16 protein-coding genes, 1 tRNA gene and 1 pseudogene are annotated in these 14,554 nt (G+C 65.1%); 8 read left to right on the top strand and 10 right to left on the bottom strand.

The features are described 5' to 3' along the window. Positions 1–77 precede the first annotated feature (77 nt). Together A5663_RS11145 and A5663_RS11150 are read left to right on the top strand one after the other, a co-directional pair. Positions 78–764 carry a sensor domain-containing protein gene (locus A5663_RS11145; protein WP_068148164.1) on the top strand — a complete coding sequence of 229 codons (687 nt, stop codon included), beginning with the start codon at positions 78–80 and terminating at the stop codon, positions 762–764. 595 nt (positions 765–1,359) lie between these two features. Then, positions 1,360–2,802, top strand: coding sequence for a hypothetical protein (locus A5663_RS11150; protein WP_068148167.1), 1,443 nt, complete (start codon positions 1,360–1,362; stop codon positions 2,800–2,802). Between the two features lie 718 nt (positions 2,803–3,520). Here A5663_RS11150 and A5663_RS23540 read toward each other — a convergent pair. Continuing rightward, positions 3,521–3,712 (bottom strand): hypothetical protein, encoded by a 192-nt coding sequence (locus A5663_RS23540; protein ID WP_156744436.1) that lies wholly within the window; start codon positions 3,710–3,712, stop codon positions 3,521–3,523. Here A5663_RS23540 and A5663_RS11155 point away from each other — a divergent pair. After that, positions 3,711–4,685 (top strand): hypothetical protein, encoded by a 975-nt coding sequence (locus A5663_RS11155; protein ID WP_156744437.1) that lies wholly within the window; start codon positions 3,711–3,713, stop codon positions 4,683–4,685. The two genes, A5663_RS23540 and A5663_RS11155, sit on opposite strands and share 2 nt — an antisense overlap. Positions 4,686–4,718: 33 nt before the next feature. Here the strand turns inward: A5663_RS11155 and A5663_RS22980 are convergent, their stop codons facing one another. Then, positions 4,719–5,039, bottom strand: coding sequence for a hypothetical protein (locus tag A5663_RS22980; protein ID WP_156744438.1), 321 nt, complete (start codon positions 5,037–5,039; stop codon positions 4,719–4,721). A 132-nt stretch (positions 5,040–5,171) separates the two neighbouring features. On the opposite strand from A5663_RS22980, the gene A5663_RS11160 reads away from it, so the two are divergent. The 4 genes from A5663_RS11160 (at position 5,172) to A5663_RS11175 (ending at position 7,861) form a co-directional block, all read left to right on the top strand. Beyond that, positions 5,172–6,245 (top strand): hypothetical protein, encoded by a 1,074-nt coding sequence (locus A5663_RS11160; RefSeq protein WP_231976754.1) that lies wholly within the window; start codon positions 5,172–5,174, stop codon positions 6,243–6,245. Between the two features lie 135 nt (positions 6,246–6,380). Beyond that, positions 6,381–6,836, top strand: coding sequence for a hypothetical protein (locus A5663_RS11165; protein WP_068148176.1), 456 nt, complete (start codon positions 6,381–6,383; stop codon positions 6,834–6,836). 163 nt (positions 6,837–6,999) lie between these two features. Further along, a tRNA-Pro gene (locus tag A5663_RS11170) sits at positions 7,000–7,076 on the top strand. Positions 7,077–7,225: 149 nt separating this feature from the next. Then, positions 7,226–7,861 carry a hypothetical protein gene (locus A5663_RS11175; protein WP_156744440.1) on the top strand — a complete coding sequence of 212 codons (636 nt, stop codon included), beginning with the start codon at positions 7,226–7,228 and terminating at the stop codon, positions 7,859–7,861. Here the strand turns inward: A5663_RS11175 and A5663_RS11180 are convergent, their stop codons facing one another. The 8 genes from A5663_RS11180 to A5663_RS11215 form a co-directional block, all read right to left on the bottom strand. Then, a complete protein-coding gene (locus tag A5663_RS11180) occupies positions 7,862–8,779 on the bottom strand; it encodes a sulfite exporter TauE/SafE family protein (RefSeq protein WP_068148182.1) in 918 nt (305 codons plus the stop codon). 218 nt (positions 8,780–8,997) lie between these two features. Next, the gene (locus tag A5663_RS11185; protein WP_068148185.1) at positions 8,998–9,765 is read right to left on the bottom strand and encodes a sulfite exporter TauE/SafE family protein; all 768 of its coding nucleotides are present in this window, start codon (positions 9,763–9,765) and stop codon (positions 8,998–9,000) included. Between the two features lie 95 nt (positions 9,766–9,860). Next, positions 9,861–11,267, bottom strand: coding sequence for a ribosome biogenesis GTPase Der (gene der / locus A5663_RS11190; protein ID WP_068148188.1), 1,407 nt, complete (start codon positions 11,265–11,267; stop codon positions 9,861–9,863). Further along, positions 11,264–11,947, bottom strand: coding sequence for a (d)CMP kinase (gene cmk, locus A5663_RS11195; RefSeq protein ID WP_068148192.1), 684 nt, complete (start codon positions 11,945–11,947; stop codon positions 11,264–11,266). Before cmk ends, der begins: the two co-directional genes overlap by 4 nt. Beyond that, positions 11,944–12,687 carry a pseudouridine synthase gene (locus A5663_RS11200; protein ID WP_068148195.1) on the bottom strand — a complete coding sequence of 248 codons (744 nt, stop codon included), beginning with the start codon at positions 12,685–12,687 and terminating at the stop codon, positions 11,944–11,946. Before A5663_RS11200 ends, cmk begins: the two co-directional genes overlap by 4 nt. Beyond that, on the bottom strand, positions 12,680–13,384 hold the full coding sequence (gene scpB / locus A5663_RS11205; protein WP_068148197.1) for an SMC-Scp complex subunit ScpB: 705 nt from the start codon (positions 13,382–13,384) through the stop codon (positions 12,680–12,682). The genes A5663_RS11200 and scpB overlap by 8 nt, the downstream gene beginning before the upstream one ends. Beyond that, positions 13,377–14,219, bottom strand: coding sequence for a segregation/condensation protein A (locus tag A5663_RS11210; protein WP_369816621.1), 843 nt, complete (start codon positions 14,217–14,219; stop codon positions 13,377–13,379). Before A5663_RS11210 ends, scpB begins: the two co-directional genes overlap by 8 nt. Then, positions 14,180–14,359 carry a ParA family protein gene (locus A5663_RS11215; RefSeq protein WP_068148205.1) on the bottom strand — a complete coding sequence of 60 codons (180 nt, stop codon included), beginning with the start codon at positions 14,357–14,359 and terminating at the stop codon, positions 14,180–14,182. Before A5663_RS11215 ends, A5663_RS11210 begins: the two co-directional genes overlap by 40 nt. Here A5663_RS11215 and A5663_RS11220 point away from each other — a divergent pair. Then, a pseudogene (locus tag A5663_RS11220) lies at positions 14,359–14,554 on the top strand (ParA family protein); the annotation flags it as partial. The gene A5663_RS11215 and the pseudogene A5663_RS11220 overlap by 1 nt on opposite strands.

Consider the following 14,554-nt stretch of genomic DNA (forward strand, 5'->3'; position numbering starts at 1 on the left):
ATTGGTTTCTACGCGCTGCGGTGCCGGGGACATCGTCGCGCGATGATGGTGGACACGGCTGCCATGGGGAGGAACAGATGCGCCAAGCTAAGACCGCGCTCGGTGTGGCGGCGGTCTGTCTGCTGGTCGGCGGGTGCGCCAGCACGGTCGTCAACGCCCAGTCGCCGACGCCGACCCCGTCGTTGATTCCGCGTCCGCTCGTCGAGCGGGAGTTGGTCGAGTTACTGCTCAACCCCCCGCAGGTGGACGCTGCCATGGGCGCAACCGGTATGACGGTCACCGATACGCAGAACTCGATGTCCGATCACAGCGCCACGATGGCACCGCCCGAATGCCTCGCCATCGACGGGGCGGCAGAGGCTCCGGTGTACGCCAACAGCGGATTCCGCGCCGAGCATGACCAGAGCCTCAATGACGGAAACAACTTCACGCACTATCTCAAGCAGGCGGTGGTGCTGTTCACTCTGGTGAAGCAGGCTCGCGCGTTCTTCGATGCGTCCGCTCAGCAGTGGCCGGCCTGCCACGAGTACACCCACTTGCAGAGCGACACGCACTGGTCGGTCGGGCCGATCAAGAACTCCGACGGTGTGCTCAGCACGAACGCGACGCTGCAGAACGCCGCCGCACCCGGCTGGGGCTGTGGCCGCGCGCTGGCGATCGAGAACAACGTCATCATCGACGTGAACACGTGCAGCGCCAACCCGGCTGACTCGGCTGCGAGGATCGCCAGCCAGATCGCCGGCAACGTGCGCGCGCGTTGGTGAAAACCCAGTAATCCACTAATTGTCGGAGTGAGCGACCGCGAACGCGACGACAAATATGGCCGCAGAAGCTGTCGAAGTTTGCGTATTCAACGTTCCCGATACCGGTGTATTGCTTGCTGAGGCAAATTTCAGACCCTATTTTCAAAGGCAACGAATGGAACCTGAGCTAGCGTCCACACAGCTGCCTGGAGGCAGGGCGTGAAGCGACCTCGACGGTGCGCCCTTGACCTAACGGCCCTGTCGCATGCTGGTTTTCGCGGCTTTCGGCCGCTCGTCTCCACCCATAGGCGGACAATACGCTTTGCACAGAGGTCTCACAGGTAACACTAATACTCACCTGTAGCGTTTTCTGTTGAACACGTTCAGGCAAACTTCCGGAAATACACACTCGAGCTCATATGCTGAGTTACGGTCGCGTCAGCCCGTCGAAAGAACTGAGAAATTGATCAGTAATCAACGGGCAAAGTCGGGCATGGGGGGTCTGCGTGTATAAGCACCACACCCCACTTCGCACGTTCCCAGGACGTCCGCGTGCCCGGCGTCCACATCACCACCGCACATCACACCGCAGTTCTGGCAGGACAGGGGATCGAAAATGAGTAGTGCCAATTACATCGGCCGGGTAGGCGCGCTGGCCGTTGCGCTCGGTATCGGGGTCGGGCTGGTCTCGACGCCGTGGGTAGCCGCGGCCAAGCCGGACAAGCCGTCCGATGCGACGAACCAGTCGGCTGACGCTTCAGCGGCCAAGGCGCCGAAGCCGGCGAAGGCGCCGAAGGATGTGCAGGTCTCGAAGAACGGTGTGGTGGTGAAGGGTGCCGATGCACCGACCGCGCGCGCCGAAACCCCTGTTGGCAGCACCCACACCAAGGCCAGGGCCACGGGCACTGGTGCCACGGCAACCGTCGCCAGCGGCGACAACAGCAGTGCCACAGCCAAGGGCACCAATGCCCAGGCGACTGCGGCGGGCGGCACGAAGAACGATGCCAAGGCCAACGGAGACAACAGCATCGCGAACGCCGGGTCCGCCGGCACCACGAACAGCAACAACAAGGCCATAGTGACCGGCAACGACAGCACCGCCGAAGCGGGTTACGACGGCACCGGCAACAACAACAACAAAGCTTTTGTCACCGGCAACAACAGTGCCGCCGTCGCCGGCTCGCACGGCAACAACAACAACAACAACACCGCTACGGTCGGCGCAAATACCACCACGGGGGCCCCAGGCGACAGCAGCGCGGCCGTTGCCGGTTCCTACGGCGACGGCAACAACAACAACGCCGCCACCGCGAACGGCGGAAACGCGGTCGCCTTCGCCGGCAGTGGCATTCCAGGGCTGTCGACCGGCAACAACAACAGCGGCAACACAGCCACCGCCACCAACAGCGGCGGGGGCACTAACCCCACCACTGCCATTGCCGGCTTTGGTGGAAACAACAACACCAACAACAGCGCGTCTGCGACGGGCGAAAACAGCGTCGCAGCTGCCGGGTCCGTCGGCAACGACAACGGTGGCAACACCGCGACTGCCAACGGCGCCAACACTGCCGCGGACGCGGGCATAGGCGGCAACGACAACGACAACAACAAGGCGAACGCTACGAACACCGGGACCGGTGCGAGCGGTAGCCAGGCCCGAGCCGGCAGCGTCGGAGACAACAACGACAACAACACCGCCACCGCCACCAACAGCGGTACCGACGGCGTCGTGGCCTCCGGAGCCGGAGTCACTGGCAGCAACAACAGCGGCAACACGGCGTCCGGCAGCAACACCGGAAACGGCGCTACCACGGGTGTGGTCGCCGGGGTCGGCGGGTCCGGCAACACCGGCAACACCGCGAGCGCCACGAATAGCGGTGCAGGCAGCAACACCGGCGCCATCGCAGGAAGCTACGGCGACAGCAATACTGACAACAGTGCAACCGCCACCAACAATGTCGACGGAGCCAATACGGGCGCTAAAGCCGGCAGCAATAGCAGCGGCAATGACGGTTACGTTGTTTCCGCAACCAACGGCCAGACGAACACTCAGCCGTAACCGCTGACAACCGCCCACGACCCCCGGCGGCGCGTGTCCGGGTGACACGCCCGTCGGGGTGCGGCGGCCCAGTCCTGCGTCCAGGAAACTCCCAGCCTTCTCGAAGCCTTCGCAAAGTAACTTTTGTTGCTGACAAAACCTCAAGCCCAATCCCCTCTCAGGGCTCGTCCGCAGTTCCGCTCGGCCGCAAGCCGTCGCTGTAATCACACTGGTCTCACCGATAACAGAAGCGCCTTGTCTTGTCTCTCGGGTTTGCCTCGACGCTGAAGAGTTCGCGGAAAGGACAGACTTTTCGTGTTTGCTGAGTTACGGTCACTACGTCCCGTGAGAGCTGGCCGAGAATTACTCGGAGTTGCAACTCATCAGCGGGTTATTGCCGGGCATGGGGGATCTTGCATGTTTCTGCATCGCACCCGTTTCGCACGTCCCTACGTCGTGCTCATGCCCACCGTCCACATCACCGCACATCGCATCTCGGGCAGGACAGGGGAATCATCATGGGCAACGCAAAGTACATCGGTCGCGTCGGGGCATTAGCCGTCGCGCTGGGCATTGGGGTCGGCCTGGTTTCGACGCCGTGGGTCGCCGCAGCCAAGCCGAAATCGCCCGATACGAACCAGACGACCAATTCGTCGGCGGAGAAGGCGCCGAAGCCGGAGAAGAACATCGCCGTCTCGAAAAACGGTGAGATCGTGCGACAAAGCGGCACCGCGAGCGCCTACACCCCGTCAGGCAGTACGGGAACCAAGGCCAGGGCAACCGGTGATGGCGCTACAGCGACCGTGACGAGCGGCAGCAAGAGCAGGGCCACCGCTACGGGCACCGGCGCCACGGCGACCGCCGGCGGTGGCACCAAGAACAGCGCCAAGGCCAACGGAGATGGCAGCACCGCCGCCGCGGGCGATGACATGACCGCTACCGGAAGCAACAACAACAACAACACCGCCCGGGCGAGCGGCGAGAACAGCCAGGCCTACGCAGGCAGCGGCGGCAGCGGCAACAACAACAACAAGGCCACCGTCGACGGCAACAACAGCCAGGCCTACGCGGGCGCCAACGGCAGTGGCAACAACAACAACACAGCCACCGTCACCGGCGACACCACGACCGGCACCCCGGGCGACAACAGCATCGCTTCGGCGGGCTCCTTGGGCGACGGCAACAACGACAACACCGCTAGAGCTGTCGGTTCGGACGCCTTCGCCTTTGCCGGTGGCGGCGTAGCACCGTCACCGACGTTCCCCGCAGGTGGCCCTGGCAACGACAGTTCCGGCAACGTCGCCACGGCTACGAGTACCGGCACTGGTACGACGCTCGCCGTCGCCGGCGCCATCGGTGACAACAACGACAACAACAAAGCCACCGCCACCAACAGCGGAACCGATAGCGACACTGAGGCGGGCGCTGGTCTCCGGGGCGACAACAACAGCGGAAACACTGCCACCGCCACCAACACCGGCGACAACGCCTTCACAGAGGCAGCCTCCGGATTCAGGACCCACGACAGCACAGGTAACACCGCGACTGTGACAAACAACGGCGATGGGGCCAACACGACGGCCGTGGCCGGATACCTCGGCGGTAACAACAACAACAACACGGTCACCGGCACGAACGCCGGCAACGACGCCATCAGTCAGATTTTCGCGGGGGTCATCGGTGACAACAACTCCGGTAATACCGCGACTCTGAACAACAGCGGCGAGGGCGCCACCACGAGGGCGTACGCCGCTTACAACGGAGATAACAACACCAACAACAGTGCTGCCGCTACGAATAGTGGCGACAACAACACCACCGAGGCTGGAGCCGGCGTCAACAGCGACGGCAATGACGGCCTCAACGTCACCGCAACCGATGGCCAGATAAATAACGAGCCGTAGTCGCGGACGCTGCCCGTCCTCGGCGGCATGTGTTCAAATCAGGACACAGCCGCCGGGGTGCGGGACGACCTGATCTCTGTTGAAAGCTGGATTCCCGCTAGGGTTTGAGGCTGCTGAAATTGCGGAAGAAAACAGTTTGCCGCCAAGCAGACTGCTGATATTCGCATTGCCTTCCCGCAGGAATTCTGCATGAAGCCGGTTCAGGTAAAACAGCAGTTTCTCAGCAATCACCCAGTTACGCTGTCGTCGGTCAGTTGAAACCCTCGGCGAGCGAACGGTCAGCGGGCCATTGCCATCATCGGGGGATTGCATGCATTTGCAGCAGCCCAGGCGCGAGATTTGCCATGCCGTCATGTCTGACACCTCACTCACCGCATATCTTGGATCGCTGAGGAATTCACTATGAGTAACGCGAATTACATTGGTCGTGTCGGCGCGCTGGGAGTGGCGCTGGGTATCGGAGTGGGGTTGGTCGCGACGCCGTGGGTGGCCGCGGCGAAGCCGGACAAGTCGTCCGACAGCGCGAATCAGCCAGCTGAGTCTTCGGCAGCCGCGACGCCTAAGGCGGCGAAGCCGGAGAAGAGCATCGCCGTCTCCAAGAACGGGGTGACGGTGCGACAAAGCGGAACAGCGTCCGCCACCACGCCGTTCGGCAGTACCGGAACCAAGGCGAGGGCCAAAGGCGACGGCGCGACAGCGACGGTGACGAGCGGCAGCAAGAGCAGGGCCACCGCCAACGGAACTGATGCCACGGCAACTGCGGGCGGCGGTACCAAGAACAGCGCCAAGGCGAACGGAGATGGCAGCACCGCTGTCGCGGGGGCCGGCGGTGTCGACAACAACAACAACACGGCCCGCGCGACTGGCGAAAACAGCCAGGCTTACGCCGGCAGCGGCGCCGACAGCAGCGGTAACAACAACAACAAAGCCACCGTCGACGGAGACAACAGCATCGCCTATGCGGGGGCCAACGGCAGCGGGAACAGCAACAACACAGCCACCGTCACCGGCGACACCGCCACGGGCACTACTGCCGACAACAGTGTTGCCGGCGCGGGCTCGTTCGGTGACAACAACACCGACAACCGCGCCACCGCCATCGGCCGGGACGCCCAAGCATGGGCCGGCGGCGGAACCGGACCAGAAGTACCCAACGGTGGAGCAGGCAGCAACAGCTCCGGCAACGTCGCCACCGCGACCAATACCGGTAGCGACAGCTCGGTAGTTGTCGGCGCCGGCGTCATCGGCGACAACAATGACAACAACACCGCCACCGCAACGAACACCGGAAGCCAGGCGCTCCTGCAGGTTATCGCCGGCACGGTCGGTAGCAACAACTTTGGCAACACCGCCACTGGCACGAACAGCGGAAACAACACCCTCCTACAGGCATTCGCCGGCTCACTGGGCAGCGGCAACACCGACAACACCGCAACTGCCACCAACAGCGTCGACGGCGGCACAACCGCGGCTGGGGCAGGGATATTCAGCGACGGGAACGACGGTTACGACGTCGCGGCAACGGATGGCGAAACCGTCGTCGAACCGCCTGGGGTGTAACCGGACGTCCCACTAGGATCTCCGAATCCCCTGTGCGACTGACTGTTACAGAAGTCGGCTCCAGGATCAGCGCCAAGGCAGTAGCGTGGGCTCGGTCAGTCAGATGGAGGGCTCAATCAGAAAGGCGGCGTAGGAATGGCAGATCGTGAAGGCGGCCAGTGGAACGTCGCCGCCAAGGACGGCGTGGTTTACCTCGAGCGGGTCTCCGAGGACAACGAGCGGCTGTTCGACGACCGGCTGGAGCCCTTCGAAGCTCGGCAACTGGCTCGGCTTCTGAAAAAGCATGCGGACAAGATCGACGAATCTGACGACACCGACGAGCGGGAAGATTCCGAGGATTCTGACGAAGATTCCGACGACGATTCCAAGGATTCTGACGACGACTCCGACGACGATTCCAAGGATTCTGACGACGACTCCGACGACGATTCCGAAGATTCCAAGGACGAGTCCAAGAAGTCAGACGACGAGTCGAAGGACTCTGATGAAAAGGCCAAGGACTCAGAGGAGGATGACTCCAAGCACTCCGACAAGTCCAAGGACTCCGACGACTCCGATGAATCCGACAAGTCCAAGAAGTCCTCGACTTAGACGTTCCGGCGCTGGGACCGGGCACTGTCCTGAAGTAGGAACTGATGCGGTGGGGCCAGCCCCCGACGCGCATCGAATGGACTGAATAGGGATCGCTTAGCGGTCCAATGAAACGTTAAGGTATCGTTCCGTCGCGTTCGTCGTGAAGAGTTCGGCGGTCGAGCGGGCTGTGGCGCAGTTTGGTAGCGCACTACACTGGGGGTGTAGGGGTCGCAGGTTCAAATCCTGTCAGCCCGACCAGGTTTCTGGCGCAGTATGGGACGCAACGCGGTTAATGTTGCTGTATGCGGCGGTACTCAGACGCACAACTGACCCAGGCAGTTGAACAGGCGCGTTCCTGGCGCGGGGTCCTCCGCGATCTGGGCCTGTCCGCCACATCCTCGGCTGCCATGCGTTCCGTCCGTTTACATGCCGACCGGCTGGGACTTGACTACAGCCATTTCACCGGTCAACGGCGTTGGACGGACCAACAGCTAGCCGTGGCGGTTACCTCAGCCGCGAGCTGGAGCCAGGTAGCAGAATTGCTCGGGCTGGCGGGCGGTTCAAGTACGACGACGTTACGTGGGCACGCCGTGCGGCTCGGCCTTGACATCGCGCACCTCAAGCAGCCGAGAACGCCGCAGCCCCAAATCGGGGAAATGCTGCCCTCACTGGCCAATTTGCCCCGGGCCGGTTCGCTCCTAGCCGCAGCATGGTTTGAGCTGTGCGGCAATTCTGTCTCCTGGCCGCTCGAGCCGTGCCGGTACGACCTCCTCGTTTGGATGGGCGATGCCGCCGAACGTGTCCAAGTGAAGACCTCCACCTTGAAACAAGGAAGTTCTTGGACCGCATGGATTTCCAGCACGGGCAAGCGGCGCACGACCTCCGATCCCGACGAGATCGATTACTTCTTCATTATCGACGGTGACTTCGACTACTACTTGATTCCGGTGGCGGCCGTAGGAGGCCTCACTGCAATTCAGTTGTCCGCTTATCGGGGATACTGTGTCGCCCGAGATCCCGACCGGCCGTGCCCGGTGCCGTAATCACCGACCGGCCCCGGCGACGGCTGACGCCGCCTCGACCTCTGCTAGCACCGGCTGTGATGCCCGCCGGTACCGCCAGGCAACGTAAAGCGCTGTGGCCCAAGCAATCACAATCAAGCTGTAGATCGCCGTCGACCACGGCCACTGGACGTCGAAGTAGTGCACGAGCTTCTGGCTGTTGGTGAGCACGATGACGCCGCCCACCGCGGTGCCCAACAGTGCGGGACGAACCCGGCTCACCAGCCAGGCGGCGAACGGCGCGGCGACGACTCCACCGACAGCAAGGCCGAGCACGACGGGCAGATTGGCGACGAACTCGTCGCGCAGACCGATGCCGAAACCCAACGTGGCCGACGCCGCGACCAAGAACTCCGAGGCGCTGACCGAACCGATCACCGTGCGCGGCGCCGTCCGGCCCCGCGACAGCAGCGTGCTCGTCGTCACCGGGCCCCATCCACCCCCACCCGACGCGTCGATGAACCCGCCGAACAACCCGAGCGGGCTCAGAAACTTCGCCGAATGCGGCGTCTCCCCGTGCCGCAACACCGGCGGGTTGCGCAAGGAGAAGCGCAGCAGCACATAGGCGCCGATCGCCACCAGGATCGCCGCCATCAGCGGGGCGGCATGCTCGGTCGACAACGACGACAGCACCGTCGCACCGGCGAACGCGCCGATGGCGCCCGGCACGCCCAGCTTTGCCACGGTCGGCCAGTCGATGTTCTTGAACCGCCAGTGCGACAACCCGGACGCCAATGTAGTGCCGACCTCCGCGAGGTGCACGGCCGCGCTGGCCTGAGCTGCACCGAGCCCACTGAGCACCAGCAGCGTCGAGGCGGTGACACCGAAAGCCATGCCCAGGGCACCGTCGACCAATTGAGCGCCGACACCGACGAGCGTGAATATCAGAAGCGAACGCATACGTTCGACTGCTTTCAGAAGTGGTCAAAGCGTGACCGGACGGACAGGCGGGCGCGGATCAGATGCGCGCGCAACACCACTCGTCGAAGGCGATGATCCGCCGCGACGGCCAGAACGGCTCGAGCGCACAGAGGGCCGACGGCGCGGTGCGGAATCGGCGCTCGGCCACCTGGCTCCCCTTCCTGGTCAAGCAGTCCTCGTCACTCTACCGACATGGTTCACACCGTCAGCAACCGATACAACCCGATCAATCCCACCACCACGATGACGGCTCGCAACGCGTTGGGTGAGAGCCGGCGGCCGTAGTGGGAGCCCAGAAAGCCGCCGATCAACGAGCCGATTGCGATCAGCCCCGCGGCCGGCCAACTGATCCGATCGAACGCCACCGCCATGTACGCCGCCGCCGCCACAATGTTCACCACCAGCGACAGCAGGTTCTTGGCGGCGTTCATCCGCTGGATGTCCCCCGGCAACAGCGCGCTCATCGCGGCGATCAACATGATGCCCTGGGCCGCGGTGAAGTATCCGCCGTAGATCCCGATGAGGAACGTCGCGACGACGACCGCGGCCCGACGCGAGCCGGACAGGTGGTCGGCGGACTGCCCCGCCGCTTCAGCGCGTCGCCGCGCGTACGACTGCACCCGCGGACCGACCACTACCAACATCAGTGCCGCAACCAGCAATACCGGCACGACCTGCTCGAACACCGTCTCGGGGAGGTGCAGCAGCAGCCACGCGCCGATCCCGGCTCCCACGAACGACGCGGGCAGCTGCCAGGCGAGCAGTCTCCCCTGGCCGCGCAGTTCCCGGCGGTAGCCCCAGGTGCCCGACACACCACCGGCGACCAGGCCGATGGCGTTCGACATGGTCGAGGTGACCGGCGGATAGCCGAGCGCCACCAGCGTCGGGAACGTGATCAGCGTGCCGGAACCCACGAGTGAGTTGATGGCACCCGCGCCCAGACCGGCCAACGCGATGAGGACCATGTCGATGACGGGCACTAGGGAAGGCTAGACGCCGCGACTTGTGGAGCCGCAGCGGCGCCTACCGCCGCTCAGACTCCACAAATCGCCGGTAGGCGTCACCGAGAGCGCGACCCCCGCTTCTCCCGCACACGCACGTTGATCCGGATCGGGCTGCCTTCGAAACCGAACGTCTCACGCAGCCGTCGCTCCAGGAACCGGCGGTACCCGGCCTCCAGGAAACCCGAGGTGAACAGCACGAACGTCGGCGGTCGGGTGGTCGCCTGGGTGGCGAACAGAATCCGCGGCTGCTTTCCACCCCGCACCGGCGGCGGGTGCGCCGCGATGACCTCCTTGAAGAACGTGTTCAACCGACCCGTCGACACGCGGGTGTCCCACGACTCCAGCGACTTCTCCAGCGCGGGCACCAGCTTCTGCACCGCGCGCCCGGTCTTGGCCGAGATGTTGACCCGCGGCGCCCACTGCAGCTGCACCAGTTCGCGGTCGATCTCGCGGTCCAGCAGGTAGCGGCGGTCTTCGTCGACCAGATCCCACTTGTTGAACGCCAGCACCAGTGCCCGCCCCGCCTCGATCACCATCGACAGCACCCGCTGATCCTGCTCTGTCAGCGGCTGCGAGGCGTCGATCAACACGATCGCCACCTCGGCGGCGTCGATCGCGCCGTGTGTGCGCACCGACGCGTAGAACTCGTGCCCGCTGGCCTGTCCGACCTTACGGCGCAAGCCTGCGGTGTCGACGAAACGCCAGAGCTTGCCGTCCATTTCGATGAGCGAGTCGACCGGGTCGACCGTGGTGCCTGCGACGTCATGGACCACCGACCGTTCGTCACCTGAGAGCCGGTTCAGCAACGAGCTCTTGCCCACATTCGGCTTGCCCACCAAGGCAACTCGGCGTGGTCCTCCCCCGCCGCCGGCCATCTCCGACACCGCGGGCAGCGAGTCGATCACGCTGTCGAGCAGATCGGCCACACCGCGACCGTGCATCGCGCTGATGGCATGCGGCTCGCCCAGTCCCAGCGACCACAGCGCGGCGGCGTCGGCCTCGCCGCGTTCGCTGTCGACCTTGTTCGCTGCGAGAAACACCGGCTTGCCCGAGCGCTGCAGCAATTTGGCGGCCGCCTCATCGGCGGTCGCTGCGCCGACCACCGCGTCGACGACGAAGATGATCGCGTCCGCGGTGCGCATCGCCACCGACGCCTGCTCGGCCACCAACTGCTGCAGGCCTTTCGCGTCGGGTTCCCAGCCGCCGGTGTCCTGCAGCACGAACCGCCTACCCGACCACAACGCGTCGTAAGACACCCGATCGCGGGTCACACCAGGGACGTCCTGCACGACGGCCTCGCGGCGGCCCAGGATGCGGTTCACCAGCGTCGACTTACCGACGTTGGGCCGCCCGACGACTGCTACCACCGGCGGAGCGGCTGCCGCCTCTTCGATGGCCTCCGCCACGGCTTCCGCGCCGATCTCCCAGTCGCTTTCGTCGACCCAGGTGCCGTCCTCGCTCATCGCTGCACTCCCGCCCGCTCGCGGACGAGCCGCTTCAGATACTCGATCACCTGCGGCTGCGTCATCGCGCTGGTGTCGACCACCACCGCATCCTCGGCGGGCCGCAGCGGCGATACCGCCCGAGTCGAGTCCAGGTGATCGCGTCGCTCGACATCGGCCAGCACCGCGGCGTAGTCATCCACCAGGCCGGCCGCCTTGTTCTGCTCGTTGCGCCGCCGGGCGCGCTCTTCGGCCGATGCCGTCAGATAGATCTTGACGTCCGCGTCCGGCAGCACGACCGTGCCGATGTCGCGGCCCTCGACCACGACGCTGCCCTCGCCCGCAGCCAACGAGCGCTGCACGTCGACCAGTCGCGCGCGCACCGCCGGCACCGCGGACACCGTAGAGACGGCCTTCGTCACGGCATCGCCACGTATTTCCATCGAAACGTCTTGTCCGTCAAGGTAAGAGCGGTCCTCGTCGGGGTCGTAGCCGACGGCCAGCTGAGCCGCCGCGGCGGTCGCGGCAACGGCGTCGGCATCCGCCAGGTCGACGCCCGCACGCAACACGGCCAGCGTCACCATGCGGTACATCGCTCCGGTGTCCAGGTACCGTGCCTGCAGTTCACGCGCCAAACGCCTTGACACCGTAGACTTTCCGGTACCGGCGGGGCCGTCCACGGCGACCACGAGTGACGTCACAAGCCGACCGCCTTGTACAGCTCGCCAAGCTCCTTCTGAGTCAGCACCCGGATGCTGCCCGGTCGCTGCTCGCCCAGCGAGACCGTGCCGATGTCGGTGCGCACCAGCTCTTGTACCGGATAACCGACTGCCGCGAGCATCCGGCGCACGATCCGCTTGCGGCCCTCGTGCAGGGTCACGCGCACCAACGTCTTACCCGGCACCTTGTCGACCACCGCGAAATCGTCGACGCGCGCAGGCCCGTCGTCGAGCTCGACGCCATTTCGCAGTTCGCGGCCCAGTCCACGCGGCACTGCGCCCAACACGGTCGCCAGGTAGGTCTTGGGTACCTCGAAGGACGGGTGCATCAGCCGGTGGGCCAACTCGCCGTCGTTGGTCAGCAGCATCAGCCCCTCGGTGTCGGCGTCGAGTCGCCCGACGTGGAACAGCTTCTTGTTGCCCCGGACCCGGTGCTCGACCAGGTCGCCGATGCACGGGCGGCCCCGGTCGTCGGACATCGTCGAGTGCATGCCCTTGGGTTTGTTGAGCGCCAGGTGCACCAGCGTGTCGTCCAGCGTTACCCGCGCCCCGTCCACCCGGATCACCGAAACCTCGGGGTCGACCCGGGTGCCGAGCTCGGTGACCACCTGGTCGTCGACCTCGACGCGGCCGTCCCGGATCATCTTCTCGGCCACCCGGCGCGACGCAATTCCGGCCTGCGACAACACTTTCTGAAGCCGCACACCGTCGGTATCAGCCATTTGTCTCGGTGTCCACGTCGAAGCTCAGCGGCTGCTCCGGCGCCGGGGCGCCGCTGAGTTTGATGAATCGCGGGTCGTCGTCGAGTGTTTCGCTGAGGTCGTCGATGACGTCGACGTCGGGAAGCAGCGGTGCGATGTCGGGCAGGTCCGCCAGCGACGTCAGCCCCAACCGCTCGAGGAACAGTTCGGTGGTGGCGAACGTCAGTGCGCCCGAATCGGGGTCGCTGCCCGCCTCGGTTATCAGCCCGCGCGCCAGCAGCGTTCGCATCACCGCGTCGACGTTGACGCCACGCACCGCGCTCACCCGGGCGCGGGTCACGGGCTGCCGGTAGGCGACCACCGCCAGCGTCTCCAACGCCGCCCGGGTCAGCTTCGAGCGCGCTCCGTCCAGCAGCAGCCGCTCCACGTACGGCGCGTAGCGCGGCCGCGTGTACATCCGCCAGCCCCCGCCGGCCTCCCGCAGGTCGATGCCGCTGCCACGGTCGGCGTAGTCCTGCGCCATCGCCGCCAGCTTGGCCGCCACTCGGTAGGGCGGCTGCTCGATCACCAGCGCGAGTTGCTCGACGGTCGCCGGGGTGTCGACTACGAGCAGCAGCGCCTCGAGCACCGCGCCCAGCTCCGAGTCCTCCATCTCGGGCGGCTCGGCGACGTCGATACCGAGGTTCGCGTCGAGGTTGTGGGGGTCTTCGCTATCCATACTGATCTTCTTCCACCGCGAGATGTTCGCGTGTCGGCCGCTCACCGGTCCACGAAATCTGCAGCACACCAAGCGGTTCAGGTTGTTCGAATGCTACCGCCCGGGCCCGGTAGAGCTCGAGCAGCGCCAAGAACCGCCCGACAATCTCGATCGGCGCCGCGCAGTCGGCGACCAAGTCCCGAAACGACGCCCACTGGCCGATCCCACGGCCTTCCAGCAACGCCATCAGGTTACCGACCTGCTCGGGCACCGACACGGCCGCGTGGTGCAGATGGTCGGTGCCGACGGTCGGCACCGGCCGCGGGGTGAACGCGGCTGCGGCGATCTGCGCGAACGCCTGGGCGTCGACACCGATCATCACCTCGGGCAGCAGTTCGGAGTAACGCTCCTCCAACGCGACCGAGCGCGGATAGCTGCGCAGCGCGGCCGCCTCCAACTCGGCAAACATCTCAGCCACATGCTTGAACGCGCGGTATTGCAGCAGCCGGGCGAACAGCAGGTCGCGGACCTCGAGCAGCGCCAGGTCCTCTTCGTCGTGCACCTCACCGGACGGCAGCAGGCGGGCGGCTTTCAGGTCGAGCAGCGTCGCCGCGATCACCAGGAACGCGGTGGTCTCGTCGAGTTCCAACTGGGGTCCGATCGCCTTCGTGTAGGCGATGAAGTCGTCGGTCACCCGGTGTAACGCCACCTCGGTGACGTCGAGGCGGTGCGCGAAGATCAGCTGCAGCAGCAGATCGAACGGACCCTCGAAATTGCTGAGCCGGACCTGGAACCCGGTGTCCGTCACCGAGTCATTCACGCGCCGAACCGGTCGATGACCTCGCGTGCCAACGATCGATATCCTTGTGCCCCAGTGGATTTCGGCGCCCAAGTGATGATCGGCTCACCGGCGACACTGGTTTCGGGAAACCGCACCGTGCGGGTGATGACGGTGTCGAACACCAGGTCGCCGAAGCGCTCCACCACTCGGGCCATCACTTCGCGGCCTGGCGCTGCTGACCGACACCGTGGACAAGGTGCATGACCGGTTGAACCCGAAGCTGTCGATCAGCGGCATCCTGATCACACGCTACGACCCGCGTACCGTGAACTCCCGCGAAGTGATGGCCCGAGTGGTGGAGCGCTTCGGCGACCTGGTGTTCGACACCGTCATCACCCGCACGGTGCGGT

It is taken from the genome of Mycobacterium sp. E740 (assembly GCF_001672895.1).
Classification (GTDB): domain Bacteria; phylum Actinomycetota; class Actinomycetes; order Mycobacteriales; family Mycobacteriaceae; genus Mycobacterium.